Genomic DNA, 24658 nt, shown 5'->3' with positions numbered 1-24658 from the left:
CCGTCTATTAATTTTTAATGGTAAAATAACTTAATGAAAATTAACTATATTATATTATTTATAAATATTCTTGCTACCTTATTTTTGCTATATCTTTATTTAGTAAATAATTCCAAGACATCACTGGACACAAAAGTTGTCAGTGTTGAAACTCCTCTCAATAAATATACGATTGAAAATTTGTCACACGTCAAGCTAAATAATTACGATATCGTCGCAACCACTACGATTGAAAACGATAATTACACTTCACTAATTTTCTCATTTGAATTTAATCCCGATTTTGACTCAACCGATACAAAAATAACAACCGGTTTAATCAACATTCCCAAATCACAAGGAGAGGTAAATAAATTTCCATTAATTATAATGATCAGAGGGTATGTCGATCCGGGTAACTACGAAACGGGAACAGGCACAAAAAACGCAGGTTACTATTTCGCAGAGCATGGTTTTATAACACTTGCTCCCGACTTTTTGGGTTACGCAGGAAGTGACATTAATGCAACGGACATTTTCGAGTCGAGATTTCAAACTTACACAACCGTCCTTGCACTAATAAGCAAATTAGGTGATCCACAGTTTATGAAACTAATCAATAATACATGGGATCAAAAAAACATATTCATTTGGGCACATTCTAACGGAGGACAAATAGCATTAACGGTATTAACTGCACAAGGATATACATTTCCTACATCACTCTGGGCTCCTGTTACCAAACCTTTTCCGTATTCAATTCTTTACTACACAGATGAATCAGAGGACGGTGGTAAATTCATTCGACGTAAACTGTCCGACTTCGAGCATCTCTATAATACCGATTTATTTTCCTTTACCAATTATTTAGATAATTTGCATGCCCCGTTAATGATTCATCAGGGAACTAACGACAACGCCGTCCCCAAATCCTGGAACGATAGTTTTGTAATAAATTTAAACAATTTGGACAAAGAGGTTGAATATCACACGTATCCAAATGCCAATCATAATCTACAGCCATTCTGGGATGAAGTTGTCGAAAAAGACGTGATGTTTTTTACAAGTCACCTGATTGACAAAGACCATCTATTTTAGTCATTATATAAGCATGCGTATTATAATCAAATTATCGATAAGTATCTTCGCTTTGGCTGTTGTATCATATCTTGTTCCCGGTTTTGTGTTCACCAATGTTTACGCATTAATTGTCGCGGCAGTCGTAATTGGAATAATAAACACCTTCATTCGCCCGGTTCTGCAAATTGTTGCACTCCCACTAACTATTATTACGTTTGGGGTATCCGCATTCTTGATTAATGTATTCTTGTTGTGGTTGGCAAGTGTTCTCGTGCCCGGATTCGAGATCACTAATTTCTTTACAGCTGTTGTCGGCTCTATTGCCTTAAGCCTGACAACTTTCTTTCTACGCCGACTCGAGAAGAATGGAAAAAACTAACACTTAGTTAACATATGGATAATTTTAATATATAATAGCCACATGCCGAAATCTAATAAAAAATCAAATGATGACTCGTCTAAGCCTGTTGCAAAATTCAATACACCAAGTAGCATGCGTATCAAGAATTTAAATAGTAATGTTAAGAGTCAGAATTTCGCGCGAATTCCGGTTAATGTTGTTCGCCACAAAGTTTAAATGCCAAAAAATACAAAACTTACTCCCACAAAAAGTGAAGCTTCACCAAACACAACTGTAGCAAGAAGTGACGATGGGACAGTGCAGATCACTTTTACCATTCCTGAAAGTGTAATCACAGCTAAAAGAAAAACTGTTCTTGAAGAAATCAGCAAAGATGTCGAAGTCCCCGGGTTTAGAAAAGGCAAAGCACCGCTGGACAAAGTTGAAGCACACGTTTCCAGCGACACACTTATTCAAAGAACCTTATCGCAGATATTACCCAAACTTCTCGGTGATGCCATTAAAAGTGAGAATTTACGTCCGGCGTTATATCCCAAGTTTGAGTTACTTAAATCCAATCCAAACGAACCATGGGAAGTAAGAGCGGTTACATGTGAACTACCACAGGTTGACCTCGGAGATTATAAGTCTAAAATTTCAGGAGCCTTAAAAGCAAGTTCCATTTGGACGCCTGACAAAGGTGGTCCGAAAGACAAAGATAGTAAACCCAAAGAAGTATCACGCCAAGAGAAAGAAATGAACGTAATCAAGGTGTTACTAGATACGATTAAACTAAATTTACCCAAATTGTTAATTGACGAAGAAGTAAACAACAAACTATCACAACTTTTATCAAGAATCGAGAAACTTGGCTTGTCACTCGATAACTATTTGGCATCATTAGGCAAAACACCAATCGAGCTCAGAAATGAATATGAGATACAAGCCAAAGATGCGATATCACTTGACTTGATTCTCACACAAATAGCCATCAGTGAAAAAGTAGAGGTGACTGAGGCAGAAATTCAAAAAGCCTTGGAAGCTGCAATGGCTGATCCTTCATTTTCCAAAAACGAGGATAACGGTCAGCAAAAACGAGTAATCGAGTCAATTCTCCAGAGAAGAAAAGTCCTTGACAGGCTCATTGATCTCATGTAATTTCCCCACACTACGTCGGCGCCTTGCGTGATAAATTGAAAAATATCGTATTTTGTAGTAAAATACACTCAATTTCCAAGCTTCTTTTCCAGTGGTTTGTGTGTATGAATACTAATAATAAAAAGGTTTTTAGCGCAAACGTTATTGAGACAATTCGTAGCGTTGATGGTTTGTCGGGCAAAATGTTTACAGACCAGTTTGAAAAAACAGGTAAGGCAAGTCTTAAAGCTTTAAAAAAAGAACTTGCCAAAGTACCTCAGGATTTTATGGATCAACTTTTTGGTCCGGATTTGGAAGTCAAAAAATCCGCCGATATAAAACCGGGTGAGTCGCTTGACGTTAAAGATATGGTTTCCGATAAGAAGGACAAAAAACAATTACTTAAAAAGCAGTTGGCTTATGAGAGAAGGCTTCACCAAGAGGAACTAATAATGGTACAAAGAAGAACAGGTGAACTCAGAATGCAACTTAATGCTGTAATGCAAGAAGTAGTTTCTTTGTCACTTCAAACCAGTGAACTGGCAAATGAGACAAAAATTGCCAGCATGCAATCTACGGTCGAGCCAGGCGTCTACCATATTATATTTTTCAGCAACCTACTTAGTACCCTTAAATCATTTCGCAAGAAAATTGAAAACGCTTCTGTGTGGTTACATGCGGCAAATGGGAGAGCGGCAAAAGTTAACTGGGTCACCAATTACAAAAAGTCGGGTGCAAAATATCTGTTGTCAGGTGAACATTATCTCACTCGTTCAGCAGGTTAATTTTTCCCAGTTAATCTTGTAGATCACGAATTAATGCTTTCAGATACGTGTAGAATTTTTCTACACTACTGATATTTACTCTTTCATTAATTGAATGAGCTCCCGTAATTGTTGGACCAAGTGAAATGGCTTCAATTATATTCGGATATGTATTTTTAATAATGCCACATTCTAGACCTCCGTGTGTTTGTTCAATTAACAATTCTTCCTGCCAAATGTCTCGAAATATTTTTTGTGCATGTTTTACTATTTTACTTTCGTAATCCGGCTCCCATGCAGGATATTTTCCCTCTCTTAATAATCTGGCACCATGTTTAAATGCAATATTAGATTGCATCTTCGCAACTTCATCGGACTCCTTCTCGAAACTGCTTCTGTTCATACTAACAATTTCCAATGACGTACCACTTGTTCTAATCATGGCCAAATTTGTTGATGTTTGCGGTTTTTCCTCTTTTAACCCTACCCACTTGATTACTCCATGTGGTAAATCGTTAATCATATCAAGAATTTTTTCTGTGTCGATGATACTACAACCACGATCTACATCCTGCGTTTTTGATATTTCGATAGCAATATTTTCTTCATTGTCATACTCTTGAATCGTCTTTTTGATTATTGAAGAAAAATGATTTTCGGAGTCTACTTCGGTGAAACCACCAAAAGTTATCACGGCTTCAGCTTCCGAAGGAATTACATTTCTTGCCGTACCGCCATTAAAGGAGACAAGATGAACGTCCGCTTGTTCGACTAAATCTGAAATTACTCCTGCAAGTAGTTTGATTGCATTAGCACGACCCACTTCAGCAATTGCCAAAGCCGAGTGACCACCTTTTAAACCACTGACGCTTATTTTAATCGCCGTTTCTTTTACTGCTTCCATTTTGGTATTAAGAGTAATTATCACATCTTCTCCGCCGGCACAACCAATGGTAGCCTCACCCCAATCTTCGCTATCACAATTTATTAAATATTTATACTTTGATAAATCAAATTTTAAATTTTTGGCGCCATTTAAACCCGTTTCCTCATCAGTTGTAATTAGTATTCCCAAAGGTCCATGGACAAATTCTTTGTCTTCCAATAAAGAAAGAAGCGCAGCTACGCCAATACCATTATCCGCGCCCAAGCTTGTATTTTGGGCTTTTACCCATTCACCAGTTTCATCAATTACCGGACTAACTCCTTCTACGGAAGGATCTCTTTCGCTTCCTTTGACACAAACCATGTCGGAATGTCCTTGTAAAAGTACGCCTTTGATTTGTGGATTATTGGAAGGAAGTCTCAAAAGAATATTATTATATTTATCTCTTTCAACGGTAATAGTTTTTTCATTGGCGAATTTTTCCAGATAGTCTGCGACTTTCTTTTCATTTTTTGAAGGGCGTGGAATTTGAGTTAGATCATAAAACCCTGACCAAATGCGGATTGTGTTTTCATCATTTAAATTCAGATTATTTAAAAACTTATTCTTTTCGTCCATAACCTAGTATACGTAAATACACGACATAATTCCATCAATTAAAGCGGTAAAAATATACCTATCATCAGATTATCTTGACACCGTTATTGTAATTGATAAAATATTGTCAGTGCTTTTCATAATTCTGCTATAAGTTCTATTTTCTATTTACAACACGTTTACAATTATCGATTTAATCGTTAATTGTTTTGCTTGGAGGTAATATGACGTCAAATAGGGAAGTTACAAAACATAATGATTCAAATAACAATAAACTTGGATTAAGACTAATTGATTTCAGTAATCACTTCAAGTGCAACAAGTGCGATAGATTATCAATTCTTAATAGTATTAGCCATAATTTACTAGGGCAAAGTATTCAAAAAACTCTACATGATGCAACTAACATTATCCATCCCTTTGTTTCAACATACAAAAAACGAAAAACACTTCACATTTGCAGTGCATCAACTTGCTCAAAGTCTTGGGAAATAGAAAATTCGTTAATTAAATCAAACGACAATCCTCGTCCAATTGATATACCCGGGGGAATTGGTACAAGAATTATCAGTATGTCCGCGCCACAAGATACAGTAGTAATTTCATCGCTGTCAGAAAAAAAAGTTACCTCGTTCTTCAATAATGTTGACATTATCGACACATGCAACGACTTAGTATTTGATAACCATACATGTAGCGATATGTATTACAAACAAGAAGCTTTGCTTGGACTATTACTAAGACATGAATGCCCAAACATCAAACGCCTCATGAAAGCAATTAAAACTAATCCCGTGATAAATATATACGCCATGGACGAAGAAACCGTTTTGCTTCTTTCCGTGTTAATTAACAAAGCAGGCATTAACCATCTTGATGTAAAAGCAAATTCACCTAAATTATCACTACTATTAAACAATAAATCAATTAGATATCCATCTTGCGAGAAGGCGTGGAAAATGAAATATTCTAATAATTACCTTGTGACACAAGACCACGAGTGGCAATTGTCAAAACTGGCTAAATTAACTAATTACAACTTTCAAATCGACCAGGCTCCAGGTTATTACATAAAATCAAAATACGATAATCAATACTGGAAATCACTAATTATGCATAGTTTAAGATATGATTTCGATAAGGTTTGGCGAAAACCTGCAATCGGGACAGACGGTGTACATCAAGGAGTTATTAACATTACCCTTATAAACAAGGGTATTAAAACTAAGATTAAAAATTTAATTTCGATAGATGATCAACAAGCTATAAATTTATTTATCGATAATTTGGTAGACAAAAATAGCGCAATAAATGCCTTAAGGGATATACATAATATTGGAGGTGATTGGGTAATTGAAGCCTGTGTAGATAATTTCAAAATACAAATTTGTAATGACAAATACCCCTGTACGATTACCACAAGCCCATCCGTACACCTCGTCAATGGAAAAGTAAATCATCATTTAACCCTTCAACTAACAGACAAAAATGAGGATGGAACATGCCAGTGGGCGGGTAACATCATTATAGATGAATCAAAATGGAGAAAACTTGTAATGAAAACAATAAACACAAGCGATAAGCAAAAGGATGAATTGTTTGCAGCCTACACCAAAATTATAAAAACCATGGAAAATCTAGCCGAAATTATTAACCAAAAACCAGAATACAAAAATCAATATGTTAGAGGGGCATATGATGTAGCCATTGGGATGTTGGGAGGTAAATACAAAAACAAAGTAATGACGGTAATGCAGGATAATAATGCCAGAGCAAACGGTGGTGATACCGCTAACGCATTATATTTATTAGCTCAAAAAAAATTTGGCTCACAAGCATGCACGGTTACCCGAAACGTAACTCCGTATAAAAACTACAAGGATATGCTAACTTGTTTGCAAATTGAAATAGCTAAATTAAACACTGAAGGTTATAAAATATCCAAAGACCAATTGCACCTTCTCGGATTATCGGTAGGGTGGGCACAATTTGGTTTAATTGGAAACAAGTTATTTGAAACAATTAAACTAGTATCCTTAATAGAAAACGGATTACGCAAACACAAAGCCATTGCGTAATATAGTATTATAATTTAATACATTGACATGAAATATCAAGCTGATATAATACGTAAAATGTGTAGAAATTCCATCATCCTCGTTAGCGAAGTCCTCTTTATTGGACTTATCTAACGTGGGAGGAAAGTAATTTATTACACTAGTCAAAACCTCTCACACGAGAGGTTTTTTTATTGTGGTTAAAACAGTATGTCAAGTGAACACAGTAGTGAATCGGGGTATGTGAATGCTCATCGTGCGGAGTATGATGGGAGATATGGTCCTGAAATAAATCTTGGTTTGGCAAATTCTCCAATCGGACCAGAAGCTGGATTGGAAAAAGCATTAAGAGAGAGGGATCCAGTTAAAGAGCTAGCAAGTTACCCTTCAGATCCATATCATGACGAAACAAGAGAAGCCTTAATCGACACTTTCGGATTAGTAGGAATTGGTAAAGAAGCAGTTGTTTTTAGTGGCAATGGAAGTTACGGCGCAGGTGACGAAGTAATTAACTATTTGGCAAAAGAAGGAGTTGGTAGAGTATTTGCCCCTATATATTCGTTTCCAAATGTCGCTCAATGGACTGGTAGACGAAAGGGTATCGCATATACTCCCGTTATTGCAAATGGTTCACTCCATCCTGATGATTCTCTTGAACTTATGTCTCAAATGCAACCAAATAAACTTAGAGGGAATAGCGTTTATATCGATTATCCAAATAATCCAACAGGAGACGCTAATCCAACTCTCGTAAGAAAAGTAGTTGACAATGTAGGACACGCCGGAGGAATACCTATCGTGGACATGGCATTTGGTGAAACTCTTGGTGACGAATTTGGAAATATTGCCCAATATACTCTCGACAGAGGAGGAATAGTACTTGGATCTCTCTCAAAAACTCAAGGCATGCCAGGATTAAGAACAGGATATGCAATATTGAGTCCACAACACACCAGTAATGGTTATAGTGGAAATCAAAGATTAGTTTTTGGACTTAGTGGTGAATCCGAATTTGTGTACCGATATTTACTTACGCGCGATAAGTACGGTGTACATCCCGCCAAAAGACATGCCAAAGCCGTTGCGGAATACTCGGCTAATACTAACACGCAATTATACGACGGTCTAAGACAAGCTGGTCTGCATATTCTACAAACGGATATTAGAACACCCATACAGGTGGTGGCAAGTACAATACACTCAGATCTCTATCAAAGACTTGGAAGGGCAGGTTTAGTAACAGAGAGTCTTGCTGATTATGGTATTACTACGGGAAATGCTCATGGATATGGTGATTCAGCTGTGAGAATGCTTACACCTAGCCCGGGACAAGTTGAAGAAGTATTAAGAAGAGTCGAGATAGCTGTTAATTTATAAATACTATGAGTTATTGTTGACAGATTAAACTGAATTGTTATAATACATAAAATGTGTAGAAATTCTATCATCCTCGTTAGTGAAGTCCTTTTTATTGGACTTATCTAACGTGGGAGGAAAGTAATTTATTACACTAGTCAAAACCTCTCACACGAGAGGTTTTTTTATTATTATGACACAAGAATTAGAACCAAGAAATATTGATAATACCACATCACTTGAAAGCATGCGTAATATGCCTAACCATGGTGAAACAATACGCAGAGTTTCTATGGAGTTAAATGGTGGTCTGTCTCCAGCAACCGAAGCATATTTAGATGAAGTAACAGAGATATACAAAACAGCCTCAAAAAGAGAAAGAGAAATTGCTGACGGACCTATGGAATTTGAACCTGAAGGATTATATACACAAGCATCACTTACAAACCTACAACAATTGCAACGACATACTTCAAGAGGGTCCCAATTATGGGTTTTAAAACCGGGAATATCAGCAGATGCGATTCAAGCAGGATATTTACGGGTAGCAGGAAGGGGTGGAAAAGAAATGCTTAATTGGTTAAGTGCAGCTTCATCTCTTAACTTAGGCGGTCAAAATCCTGATGTTGAGACTGCAGATGCATGGGCTGGTTTGCGATTTGGATCTAACAACTGTTCTGCTTACCATCCAATGGGAATAGAAGATGAAGCAAAAGAACGGCTTGCACGAGCGGTACCCGGAAACTCCGACGAGCAAATTGTTATTTTTGAATCAACAGGCGGAGGAGCAAATACAGTTGCAATGGAAGCAGCAGTACTGCATCAAGCAAAACACGGAAGAACAAGTAGAAGAGCTGTAGTTGCTTTTGATTCTGCTTATCATGGAAATAATGGACCAGCAGGTATGGCTACAGGTTTTGGTATAAGAGAAAAATATAGTGCATTTCATGGCAAAGACATGCCTACGATTATATTGCCTTATCCAGACACACCCGAGAAAACTATGCAATTTGCTGAACAATATACCCAACTCGTACAGCAGGACTTAGTTGCAGGTGTACTTGTAGAAGCAATACAAGGTGATGGTGGTATGCGAATGATGACACAAGAGGCAGCTCAATTTTTAGTTAATACAAACGAAGATCAAGACATTTTAACAATTTGGGATGAAGTGCAAAGCGGAATGGGACGATCAGGAAAATTTACCGCAGTAGAGTGGTATGGGGATCGAGTGGCTCAGTCGCCTAATAATGCAATAACGATGGCTAAATCACTGGCAAATGGATATCCAACATCGGCTGCTATCTTGCCTCGTCACTATGATGACTTTGATACAGCAGGTGCATTAACTACCATGATGGGAAATCCAAGTGGATTAGTACGAATGATAACTGCAGTAGAGATAACAAGTGATCCTACATTCTTAAATGCTGTAGAACTAAAAGGAGAGATGGCATTAAGCATGTTGAATCAAGCAGCTGGTCAATATGGACATTTACGTGGTGGTAGAGGAAAAGGATTGATGCTAGGTGCCGAAATTACTCAACCTGGAATGACAGTGACTGATGCAGGTTCATCTAAAGTAACCACAGCAATATGTTATTTAGGTGGATGTGGAATGCTAACTGGAGGAGTAGGAAACAATGGACTAAGACTGCACCCTCCATTAACAACAGACCCTGAGGTAATGCAAAGGGGAATAGAAAAAGTTATAGAAGCATCTGAATTAATGGATGAAAACACATTACCCCAAGGAGTCGAAGAAATGGTACAAGCAGGTAAAAGTGGTTTAGATTTATAACATGACAAGAGAGCGAACATATGCAGCAGAAGTGGAGAAGCCTATATCAAACGCTATAACAGGTGAATCTCACTCTGTGTCTCAAGACTTTTTCGAAAATTTGGCGACCCAAGCTCGAAATCGCGGAGAACAACCCAATTTCCATGACAGTAATGTAGAAGAAGGTGTACATCTGGGAGTGCAAACTAAAACTTTTGGCGAACAAGGATTGGACAATGGTTTCAATAATCAAGAAACAGCACTTCCTTATACTACAAATTTAAATAAGCTTGCAGACACAATGCATGCAGATGTTCAAAGTATTCAAGAAGCGCTTGAACCAGAAAATGGGACTGCCATCAACATGTCAAATCATCCATTAGGTAATACTGATAGGGAAACCTATAATAAATGTGTTGCTCCAAAAGGAGTTTATCCATATCTATGGCATCGAGGTTGGGACCATTCTGCAGGAATAGATGCAAAAGCACAACTGGGTCCTACAACTGGTGTTTCACCTGAAGAAGCAGCTGATGCTTTTTCAGTAATTGTTGGAACAGGAGCAGCTTTTGTAGGAATTACAGCAAACAGCCCTTTTGCTGAAGGAAAGGCGTCGGGATATAAAGAATCTCGACTTACAATGTGGGATAGGATGATGAAACATTCAACAGTTCCAGGTGACAGAAGAACAGCACGATTCCCTGAAAAAAGGATTTGGACGATGGCCGATTATTTCAACTGGATGCATGGAGAAGATACTGGTATTCATTTCATATCCGATAAAGATTATAAAACAGGGGGAATTATTACAATTGACGGAAATCCTCCAGTCCTTGATTATTTAAAACGAAAGAAATGGCAAGGAAGAGAGTTTGGTACAGACAATACCGTTCAAGTAACTCCTCAAATGTCTCATATGTCTGCTATGCAGTTCTCGCAATTTGCAGGGGCCAGAATACGATATGGCTTGCAAAAAGAAGCACCTGTGGATAAGTTCTTGGCTGCAATGGAAAATAATCGTGTTGAAGAATATTTTAGACAACATTCAGAATTCGTTTATATAGAAGGTCGGGATCCAGGAACAAACATGCCTGACAAACACTTAAATAAAAAGGGTGGAACATTCGCTCGCTCAGTGATGATGACCTCAAGTGCGATGCAAGCAGGGCTTATAAACAATTTACCTGAAGCAACAGCCTTAATAAATCGATATGATTGGCAAACACTTAGACTTCTAAGAGACGCTGCAATAAAAGATGGACTACAAGGTGAAATCGATGGCTTAACAGTTAAACAATTTGCAGGAGAGGTTTTGGAAGTTGCTGAGCAAGGATTGGGCGACGATGAAAAATGGATGTTAAGCTATGCAAATCATGTGGTCGAAACTGGAAAGAATGGTGCTGACAGAGCAATTGAACAAGTTGGAGACAATCAAACACGAGCATCGATCGCTAGCATGGTTGTATCAAGAAATGTTATAGTGCCACCAAGAAAATGAAACTAAAAAGCGTCATAATAAAAATCGTTGAGATACCAATGGTGTCTTCATTTGCGACAAGTTTTGGTACGATAACAAAAAAGCCTACGGTACTAGTAAAAGCCACTACAACAAATGGAATAATAGGGTGGGGTGAGGGAGCAGCTCTTCCATTTCCTTATTATAAAGCCGATACTCATGAAACAACGTACCTTGCACTCCAAAAATATATCGTGCCACAAGCTTTAAATATAGAGTTTAGAACTCCTGAAGATTTTAGGGAGTTGTATTCACACAATGTGATCGGTCACAATTTTGCAAAAACAGCAATAGAAACTGCTATCTGGATGATTTACTCAATTTCAGAAAATAAAACATTATCAAAATTGCTCGGGGGAACAAAATATAAAATACCAGTGGGAGAAAGTTTGGGTATTCAATCCTCTGTTGAAGAAACACTCGCAGAAGTAAAGTTAAGAAAAGAAGAAGGATATAGACGCACTAAAGTGAAAGTTAAGCCAAAGTGGGATGTTAACATAGTCAAAGCGATAAGAAAAGAATTTGGGAATATTGACTTAATGGTTGATGGAAATTCAGCATATACTCTTAAAGACGTCAAGACATTCAAAGAATTAGATGAGTTTAATTTAACTATGATCGAACAACCACTTGCTCACGATGATATTATCGATCATGCAACGTTGCAAAAAAAAATTAAAACACCAATTTGTCTTGATGAGAGCATTTTATCTGCAGAAGATGCGAGAAAAGCAATCGAGATCGGAGCATGTAAAATAATAAACATTAAACCTGGTCGAGTAGGAGGGCTAGTAGAAAGCAAGAAAATACATGACGTATGTAAAAAAAATAAAATTGGCGTATGGTGCGGAGGGATGCTCGAAACAGGAATTGGACGAGCATTCAATATTGCAGTTTCTTCTCTACCTAACTACAAGTATCCTAACGACATGTCACCGGTTAATATATTTTATAAAGATGATTTAGTTAAAGATAGTTTTGTGGTCGACAAAAATGGATATGTTACCGTACCTCAAGTACCTGGTCTAGGATTCGAAATAGATGAGAATAAAATTGAAAAATATACCAAACGTGAATCAAGGTTTATTTAAAAATGAAAAACACAGAATTAATAGATTTAACAAAAAAGCTTATAAGTATTCCTTCCGTTACTGGTGATACAAACGCGAACAAGCAAGTACTAGACAGTGCCATAAAAACACTAAATAAATACACTATTGAACGATTTGAAAACAAATCTGTTCAAAGTGTCCTCGTTTACAAAGAAAAAATTCGTCCCAAAAAGTTTAGAATGCTTCTTAATGCCCACCTTGACGTCGTCGCTGCCAACAAAACCCAATTTTCGCCAATCATAAAAGGGAAAAACATATACGGACGTGGGGCGTATGACATGAAAGCGGCTGCAGCAGCTGAAATTCTAGCTTTCAAAGAAGTAGTTGAAAAAGTAGAATATCCACTTGGTCTTCAACTCGTTACCGATGAAGAAGTTGGTGGATTCAATGGAACGAAGTTTCAAATCAACAATGGAGTCAAAGCTGAATTTGCTCTTGCTGGAGAGCCAACAGATCTTGACATTGATCATCAAGAAAAAGGAATCTTATGGTACAAAATCCACTCTGCCGGAGTCAATTCACATGGAGCTTACCCGTGGCGTGGTGAAAATGCTATTCAAAAAATGAACGTATTTTTAACTAACTTATGGAAACACTACCCAGTTCCAAAAAAGGAAACATGGAAAACAACAATTAATGTCGCTCACATCAAAGCTGAAAATACCACCTTTAATAAAGTTCCGGATCACTGTGAAGTGTATTTAGATATCAGATATATTCCCGACGATGAAGATACAATAAGCAATAATATTACCAAACTGTTACCCAGAGGTTTCAAGAAAGAGCTATTATTAAACGAATCTTGCATGTATACAGATAAAAACAATAGAGATATTAAATTACTTCAATATTGCGTGAATAAGATATCGGGTCACAAATCTAACATAATAGTCAAACATGGCGGATCAGATATGAGATTCTTTAGTAAAGCAGGAAGTTATACGATAACTTTTGGCCCCAAAGGAGCAGGACTTCACTCTGACAATGAATGGGTTGATTTATCTAGCTTAGATAATTATTACAACATATTAAAAGCATTTCTATTAAGAATTAAATAACTTATGCCAATGGATCCTAAATATGAAGAACTGGAAAAAGACATTGTTGAAGAACATGGAGGTGGGAGAGTATGGCAAGAAATGGCCAAAAATCCGGCTAGGGGAGAGGGAACTGTTTCTGCTTTCCCACAAGGCACACCAAAACGAGTTATTGAACATAGAATGAGAAAAACTGAGGAAGCAGTTGGAACAAGACGGACACAAGTAAGAAGGACAGAAAGTGAGTAATGTGCTATGTGGTCGGTGCAGGACTCGAACCTGCGGCCTTTGCAATGTCAATGCAACGCTCTAACCAACTGAGCTAACCGACCAAACTAGCAAATTATACCTGTTGGCACTACTTCTCTCAAGCAAGCAAACTGAGACTAAATCTTGTACACCTTATTTCACTAACATGTAAATGTAGTTAACCAGGTGCTTATATAATTTGTCGAAAGACAGACCTACAAAAATACTAACGGGCAAACTAAAAATTGTAACAATTATATATTTAATCGCAAAACCATAAGAAATGTCTTTAACCAATGTATAAATGCAAAGACTAACTATAAAATGGGTTAGATATATCCACAAAGTGTATTTACCTAAAAATATAAAAACAAGTCCGATTTTGGCTTTTCGCAAGGGTTTTCTAAACGCATAAAGAATGTTGAAAGATACTATAGCGTAGATAAAAAGCATATTATAGTAATATCCTCCCAAAATAAGTGTAAGCAAATAAAACAAGATAATTAATACATACCAACTATTTTTTACCTTAACGTTTTCTTTGGATAGAAAATGCTCGCGCATTGCCATACCGTAAGCAAAGTAAAATAGATATCCACCCATAAATGGTATCTTCATAAGCTCTAAATAATCTTTATAAACAAATGACAAAAAGGAAATAATAAACGCAAGCGGTAAAAACCAAGATTGTTTTCGGTAAGAATAAATGAAAGGGTAAATAAGATATATCTGCAACAACACTATAATGTAGTAATACGGCGGTAAAGTATTCCCGGTAATAAGGTCAAATATAAAGTATCGTAAATCTTTATTATAAATTACATATACGAAAAGATTTGCAATGATAAAGGGGATTAATATATTTTTTGTTTTTGCGAAAACAAATGACCGACAAGCAACTTCTTTTTTCCTAATATCCTTTGCTAAAATACCCGAAGTAATGAGAAAAAAGGGTACCGCAAACCTTAAAACATTATTCGTAATATTCAAAAACGACACATTCACCTCGGTTTTGCTAACCCCGAAAAAATATCCTACATGAATAATAATTACGGCAATGATTGACACTCCTTTAATTAAATCAAGAAACGGTTCTCTGTCTTTTACATTAACTTCATTACTTGTTGTATGATTTTCAAATACAACTTTTCTAATATCGGCAATAAATATTGCTACAAGTGTAAGAATTATATTGATTACTAATTCAGGTTTATCTATCATATTAAATCCATCATAATAAGTTTGGCGATTTCATAAATTCCATTAGAGTTTCACCTATAACCTTGAGATTATCTTCAGAACACTTATCAGGTAAATCATGCGTTGTGTGAAAATATGGATAATCATAATCAATAATTAATACACTTGGTATACCAATATCGTTTAAGCTAGTGTGATCGTCCGCAATACTATATTTAATGTCATTTTTAAAAATGCTTTCGTTTTTATTTGCTCCAATTGACCAGATGTTGTCGACAATTTCTTTTGCATGCATATTGGAATTAATTTCTTTATATAGTGTTAGATCCTTATCACATATCATATCAACAATGATTGCGCCTTTGGGCGGTTTGCTTTCATATATACTTTTCAAGTTATTGGCAAAATATTTTGATCCGACAGCTTCCCACTTGCTTTCACCAAAATCTTCCAAACCTTCTTCGCCGTCAAAAAATACGTAATCGATTCCATAATGTGTATCAATATTATATTCTTTGATACCTCTTGCCAATTCAATTAGCATCGCCGTTCCACTTGCTGAATCATTGGCACCCGGTACTGGCAAATTAGGTTTATCGAGTGATTTTTTCTTACTGTCATAGTGGGTTGCAATAATAAATCTATCCTTCTTTTCCGGATGAGTTCTAAATATTAGATTAGTAAAATCATATGTGCTATCTTTCCAGCTTTGTATCACCACTTCATCAGACAAAAGTTCCATTTCATTAATAATTAAATTACGAGCTTTCTCGTGTGCATTAGAAACTACATAACGACTTCCCATATCGACCTGCTGTTTAATTAAATGAACTACTTCATTTGCATTGAAAACACGTATCCTTTCGTAATTCTTGATATTGTCAGCAATCATTCTTTCGATTGGAGAATAGTTATCGGTAAGTACTATCTGATTTGACATATCAAAGCGCTCTAGCTTTATTCTTTTATCTGCAAGTGTTTTATTGCCATCAACTATGTAGTTAGTTAAGGCATCTTCACTTAGAAGTGTATCGCTATTTACCGCCAAAAATATTACATTTTGAACTCGAGAATGACCGGGGGAAACAGTGGCAAAAAAGTAGCTATTTGGGAAAACGCTTAACAAAGTTTTTGCTTCTGATAAAAATAAATTAGGACTATCCCTATTTATACCGCAAATTACATTAGCAATAAATATCCCATCGCTATTAAGACTATCTTTGACAGACAAGAAAAACTCCTTGGTTGTCAGGTGCACAGGAAGAGACATCAGCGATGAATACACATCGCTGAAAATATAGTCATATGTATTTTTATTATCTTTCAAAAATCTTCGGCCATCACCCGTGTGACTAATAATTCTTACATTATCGCTAACGTCGAAATATTGTTTTGCAATATCAAGAAGTTCCGGTTCAATATCGACTACATCAACAATTACGTTGGTATTGTCTTTGACCAAAGCGTTGGGAATTGTGTATGCACCCCCGCCCAAAACCAAGGCATGATTAATATCCATCTCAAATAATTTGTATAACGAAAAATACTTCGTGTAACTGAAAGCCAATTCTTGTGAATCTAAGTATTTACCGCTTGAGAAACTTATATCTTGATACAAAATCCTACTTTTGTGACCATTGAGTTCACGATCTTGTATCTCAATTTTCTCATAAACACCGTCTTTGGAGTAAATCGTGTTTACACTTACTCTACTTTTCAATACAACATATGGCAAAGAAGACAGAAAAGAAATACCGATTATTAATAAATTAGTCCACTTTTTTTTTAAATTAGCAGTTACACCTACAAAACCAATCAAGGAAAGAACTACTCCTGTCGCAATAACAATTTGCGATACTCCAAAGTAGGGTATAAAGAAAAATCCTGTAAGCAAACTGCCGACAATACTTCCGAGTGTCGACCAAAAAAATACCTGTCCTGAAAGCGATCCTGTACCCAGTTTCGGATTGACAATTTCTTGTAACTTTATAACGTAAGGCGAGAGAGTACCTAACAAGAAAGCGGGGACTGTAAAAAGAACAAAGGCAGAGATTAACGGCCCTTCTACAAGAGATAATTCTTGCGACAACGATGGCAGAAAGATTAAGTTAATTGTAAACGTAATAAGTGTCGCCAACCCCGACGCTAAAATTATGAGAAAAAATATTTTTCTTTCAGGTCTGCGGTCAGCAAGCCTTCCGCCGAGATAATAACCACACGACAACGCAGCTAATATCACACTTATTACACTGCTTGATGTGTATATGGTATTTCCAAAATACGGTGATAAAATACGAAGTGCTGTTATTTCAATAATTAAAACACATGCGCCAGTTACAAATACAATTAAAAGTAATATGTTTTGTTTAAATAACTTCATGCTACAATTATAACAACTTGTGTTGCTGGTTATTTAGACAAATTACCAAATTAGGGCCGTTAGCTCAGCTGGTAGAGCGCTTCAATGGCATTGAAGAGGTCACCGGTTCGATCCCGGTACGGTCCACAAAATATGTCTAAAGAAATATTAATCAAAAATAATATCGAAAAAAAAGTAAAGCCGATTATGTCTTCACTTGATTTATTTCGTCAGGGAATATTCGCCGGTATAGGATGGGCACTTGGTGTGACGATAGGTTTTGTCATGATCTCGATGGTTCTGGTTTTTGTTGTAAGAAGTCTTGGTGGTATGCCAATAATCGGTAATTGGATAGCTTTAATTGTCGAGGAAACTCAAAAACAATTAAGTGTCAGAACACCCACTATAACCCCCCACTAACAATGAGTATTAACTTCTAAATATGTATAAAAGAATTATCGTTACTGGGTCTGTAGCCTATGATCACATAATGAGTATGCCTTCCCGTTTTGGAGATCACATCCTTCCTGACAAAATTCACATTATTAATGTTAGCTTTATTATGGAAAGATTCCGTCGTGAATTTGGTGGAACAGGTGGAAATATTTCATATAACTTGTCTTTACTTAACGTAAAGTCAAACTTGATTGCAACTGTCGGTAACGACTTCCACGAGTATTTGACTCATCTTCGTAAGCAAAAGCATATTGATACTTCAAAAATTAAAATTTACAAAAAAGTACCAACTGCAAGCGGTTTTGTTATGACCGATCAGGACGATAATCAAATATGGGGATTTTATGAAGGTGCCATGAGATATGCTAATAAAATATCCCTGGCAAAAATTTTCAAAAAGGGTGATTTTTTGGTAATTGCTCCTAACAATCCACTGGCAATGATCCGTTACGCAAAAGAAGCGGTTGCGGCAGGCATTGATTATATGTTTGATCCCGCTTTTAACATTCCTCATATCCCGACATATAACCTCAAAGAAGCGTTGGAAAATGCAAAAGTTGTCATCGGGAATGATTACGAAATCGCCCTTATTTTGGAAAGGATTGGTTGGAATCTTCACGAATTATTAGATGCAACCGACATTGTTGTTACGACAATGGGAAAAGACGGATCCGTCATTTCAAAAGACGGTAAAATAATTAAAATAAAATCCGCAAAAACACAAAAGAAAATAATCGACCCCACAGGAGCAGGCGATGCATATCGGGCGGGATTTTTGTCGGGTTTTATTAAAGGAGCACCTCTTAAAACATGTGGCCAGTTGGGTGCGACTTGCTCTGTGTATACGGTTGATCGTAACGGTACACAAACACACCATTTTACAAAAACAGAATTCTTAAAAAGATATAAGGACAATTTCAATGAAGATCTCAAGATTTGACAGTAAGTGGCTTAAGTAAATATACTGCATAAATTATGAATACGAAAAGTGACGTAAAAGATTTAACTCTAGCAAAGTCCGGTAAATTAAAAATTGAATGGGCGGAGCGTCAGATGGATGTCCTACGAGAAATTAGAAAAAGATTTACTAAGGACAAACCATTCAAGGGAAAAACCATCGCAGCTTGTCTACATGTAACCAGTGAAACCGCAAATTTGATGATCACACTCAAAGAAGGTGGTGCGAATTGTGTTCTTTGTGCAAGTAACCCTTTGTCGACAAGTGACGATGTCGCCGCATCATTGGTTAAAGACTATCAAATTACAACGTATGCGATTAACGGCGAAAACAATAAGGTGTATTACAAACATCTTAATCTCGCACTTGACTTAAAACCCCATATCACCATGGATGATGGTGGGGATTTGGTAACTTTGCTTCATACCAAAAGGACGCATGAACTCAAAAACATCATAGGGTCAAGCGAAGAGACAACCACGGGAGTAATCAGGTTACGAGCGATGGAAAAAGAAGGTGTACTCAAAGTACCGGTTATCGCCGCAAACGATTCCGACACTAAGCATATGTTTGATAATCGATATGGAACAGGTCAATCAACTATCGACGGAATTCTTAGGGCGACAAATATTTTACTTGCAGGCAAAACCTTTGTCGTCTTAGGTTATGGTTTTTGTGGAAAGGGATTGGCAAACCGCGCCAGAGGAATGGGGGCAAATGTTATCGTTACCGAAGTTGATCCCGTAAAAGCGTTGGAAGCCGGAATGGATGGTTTTCGAGTATTAACGGGTGAAGAGGCGGCGGGGATAGGCGATATTTTCGTTACAGTAACCGGAGACATTAACGTCATCGACAAAAAACATATTGCTAAACTAAAAAACGGAGCAATCATCGCCAACTCCGGCCATTTCAATGTCGAAATTAATCTCACGGAGATGGAAAAAATAAAAGTCGGCAAGAGAAAAATACGTGAGTTCGTCGACGAATACAAACTCCCCGGCGGAAAAGTTGTTTACGTACTGGGTGAAGGAAGACTTATTAATCTTGTTGCCGCCGAAGGCCATCCGGCATCGGTCATGGACTTAAGCTTTGCAAATCAAGCATTGGCAGCTGAGTATTTCTTGAAAAACGAAGGTAAATTGGAAAACAAGGTATACGTTTTACCCAAAGATATTGATTATAAGGTTGCCGAAATTAAACTCAAGGCAAACGGCTGGAGTTTGGACAAATTAACCACCCAACAAAAAACATATTTAACAAGTTGGAGAGAAGGAACTTGACAATTTAAATATTTTGGATAACAATAACGCAGTTATGAGTACTATATTAAACATCTTTACAACTACCACCGCTTTATAGTGGAGGTGGTGTTTTTTGTTTAAAAGACAACCTCCGAAATCGGAGGTTTTTTAGTTTAAGTAACTTAATAAGTATATAGACGTTTTTACCGACTAAAACGGATTGTAGTCGTCTTAGTGTTAAGACTTTAATCTAAGCATCCGACTCAAATCGATAGTTTTGAGTTTAACGGGAACAAGGCTATTTATTAAGTATTTAAGTGTAGTACAATCAGTTTGTAAGCCAATGAAAAAAATAGACGAAACATATTTAAGTAATCTAAGACATAGCTCGTCGCATTTGCTGGCGGCTTCCGTTTTGGAATTATACCCCAAGGCGAAATTGGCAATCGGTCCTTCTATCGACAAAGGTTTTTACTACGATATCGATTTTGGCAATGTCAAAGTGGGGGAGGAAGACTTGGCAAAAATTGAGGAAAGAATGCACCGTATTGTTAAGGGTTGGAAAAAATTCGACAAGATAAAAGTGACCAAAGATGAAGCTTTAAAGGAATTTTCGGGAAATGAATATAAAAAGGAACTAATTGAAGAATTCACCAAAGAGGGTAAGGGGTTAACCATATATCGCTCAGGGGATTTTCGCGACTTATGCAAAGGAGGTCATATCGCAAATCCATCACAAGAGATTAAATTCTTTAAATTATTATCGCTTGCCGGAGCTTACTGGCGTGGAGACGAGAAAAACAAAATGTTAACCAGAATTTACGGGACAGCATTTGCTTCGCAAAAAGAATTGGATGAATATCTGATCGCCCAAGAAGAAGCGCAAAAAAGGGACCACAGAAAGTTGGGTAAGGATCTTGATTTATTTACTTTTTCGGATTTAGTCGGAGCAGGACTTCCACTCTACACACCCAAGGGTGCGTTTATCCGATTGGCTCTTAACAAATACATTGAAGATTTACAAAGTCCACTAGACTATCAACAAGTATGGACACCGCAAATCGGCAAGGCATCATTGTTTAAAATATCAGGTCACTACGCAAAATACAAAGACGATATGTTTAAGGTGATTTCTAACTATTCGGATGAGGAAATGTATCTCAAGCCGATGAACTGTCCACAACACACACAAATATTCGCAAGCAAACTTAGAAGTTACAAGGACTTACCAATAAGAATGACGGATTTTGCAATGCTTTATCGCGACGAAAGACCGGGTGAATTATCAGGTCTTGCCAGAGTGAGATCCTTCTCGCAAGATGATTGCCACATCTTTTGCATGGAGAGCCAAGTAGACGAAGAGATCGACATAGCTCTTTCGATGATTAAAAAAGTAATGAACACTTTTGGCTTTACATATCGTTATCGCTTGTCAATTCGTGATCCCAAACATCCCGAAAAGTATTTGGGTAATCCAAAGACATGGGACAAGGTAGAAAAATGGGCAGAGAAAATTATGAAGCGAAATAATATCGATCATTACGACGGACCCGGAGAGGCTGCATTCTATGCTCCCAAAATGGATCTCATGGCAACCGACGCATTGGGACGTGAATGGCAATTATCTACCGTGCAAATTGATTATGTCCAACCGGAGAGATTTGAATTGTATTACATAAATGAAAAGGGGGAGAAAGTTACACCGATAATGATTCACAGAGCCGTCATCGGTTCTCCGGAGCGATTTATGATGATCTTGTTGGAACACTTAGCCGGCAATCTTCCGGTTTGGCTTTCACCCCAACAGGCAAAAGTATTACCGATAACGGAAAGGAATATCGGCTATTCAAATAAGTTAACCCAAAATTTGAAAACGGCGGGTGTTCGTGTCGCCATGGACAACACAAACGACACGCTTGGCAATAAAATCAGAAAAGCACAAAATGAAAAAATTCCCTATATGCTTGTTATCGGCGATAAGGAAGAGAAAGCCGGAAAGGTCGCACTAAGAACAAGAAACGGTAAAGACTTGGGTCAAATCGAACTTAATAATTTTATCAAGCTAATTAACGACAAAAACGACTCAAAAGATCTTGACCTTTGAGTTTATGTCAATAGTTTGTTAAAATACTAAATTGTAATTTGAGAAACGCTAGGCCCAAACAACTAAAGTTAAGTTGGCGCATTAATCACCAAATCCGAAGTGACAAACTTCGTGTTGTTGACGAAAGCGGCAAGTTGATTGGTGTGATGGGTTTACCTGAAGCTTTACAGGTTGCCAGTGAAGCATCTTGTGATTTAATTGAGATAGCGCCCAAAGCAGTTCCACCGGTAGCAAAAGTTATCGAGTTTGGAAAATTTAAATACAGGGAAGAGAAAAAACTTAAAAAACAAAAGAAATCAGCAAAGGGAGGCGAAATCAAAGAAATTAGATTTTCACCTTTTATTGGCGAGGCGGATTACACAACCAGATTACAAAAAGTTAATGACTTTTTGAAAGACGGTTACAAAATACGGATTGTCGTAAAATTTAAAGGCCGACAAATGGATAGTAAGAAATTTGGTTACAATTTAACCAACAGATTACTCAAAGACCTTACGACGAATGTTGTAATCGACATGGAACCCAAATTCCTTGGAAGACATTTGGCAATGGTAATTTCACCAACCAATAAAAAAATTGAGAGCGACAGTGAAAATAGCGAGGAACCTAAAAAAAGCAATCTCAGTAGTGAAGATATTTAGATTATGAAAATTAAACAAAAAACAAGAAAGAGTTTAACCAAAAGGTTTAAGGTAACAAAAAACGGCAAAGTCTTACGTAGACAGGGTTTTAGTGGACATTTGAATGTTAAAAAAAGCAAAAGTAAAAAAAGAAGATTGAAACGAATAATTCATACAAACAAGTTTCATTCAAGAAAAATAAGAAAGGCTTTGGGTAAGTAATATGACAAGAGTAAAAACAGGTACAACCAGACGCGAGCAGCATAACAAAGTTAGAAAGTTTGCAAAAGGGTTTAAATTTTCTGCACACAGACGCTTTAGGACGGCCAACGAAGCAGTGCTTCATGCTGGACAATATGCGTTCGAAGGAAGAAAACTGAAGAAACGCAATCTACGCAGGCTCTGGATAACCCGACTAAATGCTGCGGTAAAAGAACATGGTTTGAATTATTCATCTTTTATAAAAGCACTCAATGACAAACATGTTGAACTTGATAGAAAAATACTATCCGAAATCGCTATTAGTGATCCTGAAACTTTTGCACAAATTTTAAAACATCTAAAATGATTTTTATTAATAATAGTTTTAACTTTAGCTTTCTTTGAAAAAAGGAGGCAATTTTGTGATGCTAAAAGCCTCCAAACCGGAGGTTTTTTTTGTACTATTTATCAGCAAACTTGTTACAAACATTTCTTTTTGCTAAATCGGATTGATAAGTATCAAGTTTACAAATACTATCATTGAAGCTTTATATTTATGGTGAATCATCATAAACTTATATAAACATGTTTGAAAATTTACAAAACTTAAAAAGTGAAGCAATAGCTCAAATTACTCAGGCCGAAAGTGTAAACGATTTAGAGGAAATTAGAATCGCGTATTTGGGGCGAAATGGTAAGTTAACAAAACTAATCAAGGAACTTACAAGCTTAGAAATTAAAGATAGAAAACAAACAGGATTATTGATTAATGACGTCAAAAAAACAATCGAGACGGCATTAAACACACAAAAACAACAGTTTTGCGACACTCCTAAAACATGGTTTGATCCGACTATCCCCGGATCAAAACTACAGACGGGATCACTGCACCTGGTTACTCAAGCAATAGAAGAAATATCAAATGTATTCGAAAGTATTGGTTTTGTCAGATCAAGATATCCAGAAGTCGAATGGGATTGGTATTCTTTTGGGTCGCTTAACTTTGACCCTCTTCACCCCGCACGCGATGATTGGGAAACTTTTTTTATCGAAGCGAAAGACCATCCTAAATTCGGCAGAATGCTTCTTACTCCGCATACTTCAAGTGGACAAGTAAGAGAAATGCAAGCGATTAAAACTCCACCAATCAGAATGATTAACATTGCTAAATGCTACAGACGACAGTCCGATGTAAGTCATGTTCCCGTTTTTCATCAATTTGAAGGCTTGGTTGTCGATAAAGATATCTCAATAGCGCATCTAAGGGGAACTCTCGATTATTTTGCGCGTTCGTTTTTTGGACCAAGCAGAAAAACGCGTATCCGCCCCTATAACTTTCCTTTCACTGAACCGTCTTTTGAAGTTGATATAAGCTGTGATATCTGCAAAGGTACGGGCTTAATTAAAGGACATAAGTGCAAACTCTGCAAGGAAGGCTGGCTTGAAATAGGAGGTTCCGGCATGGTTCATCCTAATGTACTCAAGGCAGGGGGAATCGATCCTACTGTATACACCGGATTTGCATTTGGTTGGGGCGTGGAGCGCGTATACATGATGAAATCGGGTATCCAAATTCCGGATGTGCGACTAATTTATGGCACAGATTTGCAATTTTTAAGACAATTTTAA

23 protein-coding genes and 2 tRNA genes are annotated in these 24658 nt (G+C 37.0%); 21 read left to right on the top strand and 4 right to left on the bottom strand.

Going from position 1 to position 24658, the window contains the following annotated elements; translation table 11 throughout:
• Positions 1-33 precede the first annotated feature (33 nt).
• The 5 genes from IPM62_03130 (at position 34) to IPM62_03110 (ending at position 3321) form a co-directional block, all read left to right on the top strand.
• On the top strand, positions 34-1077 hold the full coding sequence (locus IPM62_03130; GenBank protein QQS39579.1) for a prolyl oligopeptidase family serine peptidase: 1044 nt from the start codon (positions 34-36) through the stop codon (positions 1075-1077).
• 13 nt (positions 1078-1090) lie between these two features.
• The gene (locus IPM62_03125) at positions 1091-1438 is read left to right on the top strand and encodes a phage holin family protein (GenBank protein ID QQS39578.1); all 348 of its coding nucleotides are present in this window, start codon (positions 1091-1093) and stop codon (positions 1436-1438) included.
• Between the two features lie 42 nt (positions 1439-1480).
• Positions 1481-1636, top strand: a complete 156-nt coding sequence (locus IPM62_03120; protein QQS39577.1) for a hypothetical protein — start codon at positions 1481-1483, stop codon at positions 1634-1636.
• Complete coding sequence (locus tag IPM62_03115; GenBank protein ID QQS39576.1) at positions 1637-2557, top strand: hypothetical protein; 921 nt, start codon at positions 1637-1639, stop codon at positions 2555-2557.
• A 104-nt stretch (positions 2558-2661) separates the two neighbouring features.
• Complete coding sequence (locus IPM62_03110) at positions 2662-3321, top strand: hypothetical protein (GenBank protein QQS39575.1); 660 nt, start codon at positions 2662-2664, stop codon at positions 3319-3321.
• Between the two features lie 10 nt (positions 3322-3331).
• Here IPM62_03110 and pepD read toward each other — a convergent pair whose 3' ends face one another.
• On the bottom strand, positions 3332-4804 hold the full coding sequence (gene pepD, locus IPM62_03105) for a beta-Ala-His dipeptidase (protein ID QQS39574.1): 1473 nt from the start codon (positions 4802-4804) through the stop codon (positions 3332-3334).
• A 203-nt stretch (positions 4805-5007) separates the two neighbouring features.
• Between pepD and IPM62_03100 the strand changes: the two genes are divergently transcribed.
• The 7 genes from IPM62_03100 (at position 5008) to IPM62_03070 (ending at position 13890) form a co-directional block, all read left to right on the top strand.
• Positions 5008-6861 carry a hypothetical protein gene (locus IPM62_03100; protein ID QQS39573.1) on the top strand — a complete coding sequence of 618 codons (1854 nt, stop codon included), beginning with the start codon at positions 5008-5010 and terminating at the stop codon, positions 6859-6861.
• Positions 6862-7050: 189 nt separating this feature from the next.
• Positions 7051-8217 (top strand): pyridoxal phosphate-dependent aminotransferase, encoded by a 1167-nt coding sequence (locus IPM62_03095; GenBank protein QQS39572.1) that lies wholly within the window; start codon positions 7051-7053, stop codon positions 8215-8217.
• A gap of 172 nt (positions 8218-8389) precedes the next feature.
• The gene (locus IPM62_03090; GenBank protein QQS39571.1) at positions 8390-9997 is read left to right on the top strand and encodes an aminotransferase class III-fold pyridoxal phosphate-dependent enzyme; all 1608 of its coding nucleotides are present in this window, start codon (positions 8390-8392) and stop codon (positions 9995-9997) included.
• A 1-nt stretch (position 9998) separates the two neighbouring features.
• Positions 9999-11474 (top strand): hypothetical protein, encoded by a 1476-nt coding sequence (locus IPM62_03085; protein QQS39570.1) that lies wholly within the window; start codon positions 9999-10001, stop codon positions 11472-11474.
• Positions 11471-12583, top strand: coding sequence for an o-succinylbenzoate synthase (gene menC, locus IPM62_03080; protein ID QQS39569.1), 1113 nt, complete (start codon positions 11471-11473; stop codon positions 12581-12583). Before IPM62_03085 ends, menC begins: the two co-directional genes overlap by 4 nt.
• A 2-nt stretch (positions 12584-12585) precedes the next feature.
• Positions 12586-13662: a M20/M25/M40 family metallo-hydrolase gene (locus IPM62_03075; protein ID QQS39568.1), complete on the top strand. Its 1077-nt coding sequence runs from the start codon at positions 12586-12588 to the stop codon at positions 13660-13662.
• A 9-nt stretch (positions 13663-13671) separates the two neighbouring features.
• Entirely contained in the window at positions 13672-13890 is a 219-nt protein-coding gene (locus IPM62_03070; GenBank protein ID QQS39567.1) for a hypothetical protein, read from the top strand.
• 9 nt (positions 13891-13899) lie between these two features.
• On the opposite strand, the gene IPM62_03065 is transcribed toward IPM62_03070, so the two are convergent.
• The 3 genes from IPM62_03065 to IPM62_03055 form a co-directional block, all read right to left on the bottom strand.
• Positions 13900-13973, bottom strand: a tRNA-Val gene (locus IPM62_03065).
• Between the two features lie 70 nt (positions 13974-14043).
• A complete protein-coding gene (locus IPM62_03060) occupies positions 14044-15111 on the bottom strand; it encodes an acyltransferase (protein QQS39566.1) in 1068 nt (355 codons plus the stop codon).
• Positions 15112-15121: 10 nt separating this feature from the next.
• Positions 15122-17470 carry a fused MFS/spermidine synthase gene (locus tag IPM62_03055; protein ID QQS39565.1) on the bottom strand — a complete coding sequence of 783 codons (2349 nt, stop codon included), beginning with the start codon at positions 17468-17470 and terminating at the stop codon, positions 15122-15124.
• Between the two features lie 53 nt (positions 17471-17523).
• On the opposite strand from IPM62_03055, the gene IPM62_03050 reads away from it, so the two are divergent.
• The 9 genes from IPM62_03050 (at position 17524) to pheS (ending at position 24658) form a co-directional block, all read left to right on the top strand.
• Positions 17524-17596, top strand: a tRNA-Ala gene (locus tag IPM62_03050).
• A gap of 6 nt (positions 17597-17602) precedes the next feature.
• On the top strand, positions 17603-17869 hold the full coding sequence (locus tag IPM62_03045) for a hypothetical protein (protein QQS39564.1): 267 nt from the start codon (positions 17603-17605) through the stop codon (positions 17867-17869).
• 22 nt (positions 17870-17891) lie between these two features.
• On the top strand, positions 17892-18845 hold the full coding sequence (locus IPM62_03040; protein ID QQS39563.1) for a carbohydrate kinase family protein: 954 nt from the start codon (positions 17892-17894) through the stop codon (positions 18843-18845).
• Positions 18846-18880: 35 nt separating this feature from the next.
• Positions 18881-20143 carry an adenosylhomocysteinase gene (locus IPM62_03035; protein QQS39562.1) on the top strand — a complete coding sequence of 421 codons (1263 nt, stop codon included), beginning with the start codon at positions 18881-18883 and terminating at the stop codon, positions 20141-20143.
• Positions 20144-20447: 304 nt separating this feature from the next.
• Positions 20448-22208, top strand: coding sequence for a threonine--tRNA ligase (locus IPM62_03030; GenBank protein QQS39561.1), 1761 nt, complete (start codon positions 20448-20450; stop codon positions 22206-22208).
• Positions 22209-22246: 38 nt separating this feature from the next.
• Complete coding sequence (locus IPM62_03025) at positions 22247-22849, top strand: translation initiation factor IF-3 (protein ID QQS39560.1); 603 nt, start codon at positions 22247-22249, stop codon at positions 22847-22849.
• Between the two features lie 3 nt (positions 22850-22852).
• Positions 22853-23050: a 50S ribosomal protein L35 gene (locus IPM62_03020; protein ID QQS39559.1), complete on the top strand. Its 198-nt coding sequence runs from the start codon at positions 22853-22855 to the stop codon at positions 23048-23050.
• 1 nt (position 23051) lies between these two features.
• A complete protein-coding gene (gene rplT / locus IPM62_03015; protein ID QQS39558.1) occupies positions 23052-23396 on the top strand; it encodes a 50S ribosomal protein L20 in 345 nt (114 codons plus the stop codon).
• A gap of 218 nt (positions 23397-23614) precedes the next feature.
• Positions 23615-24658, top strand: a complete 1044-nt coding sequence (gene pheS, locus IPM62_03010) for a phenylalanine--tRNA ligase subunit alpha (GenBank protein ID QQS39557.1) — start codon at positions 23615-23617, stop codon at positions 24656-24658.

The organism is Candidatus Woesebacteria bacterium (assembly GCA_016700095.1).
Lineage (GTDB): Bacteria > Patescibacteriota > Microgenomatia > UBA8517 > UBA8517.
Note: the sequence above shows the minus strand (reverse complement) of the source record. Positions and strands in the feature narration are given on the sequence as shown.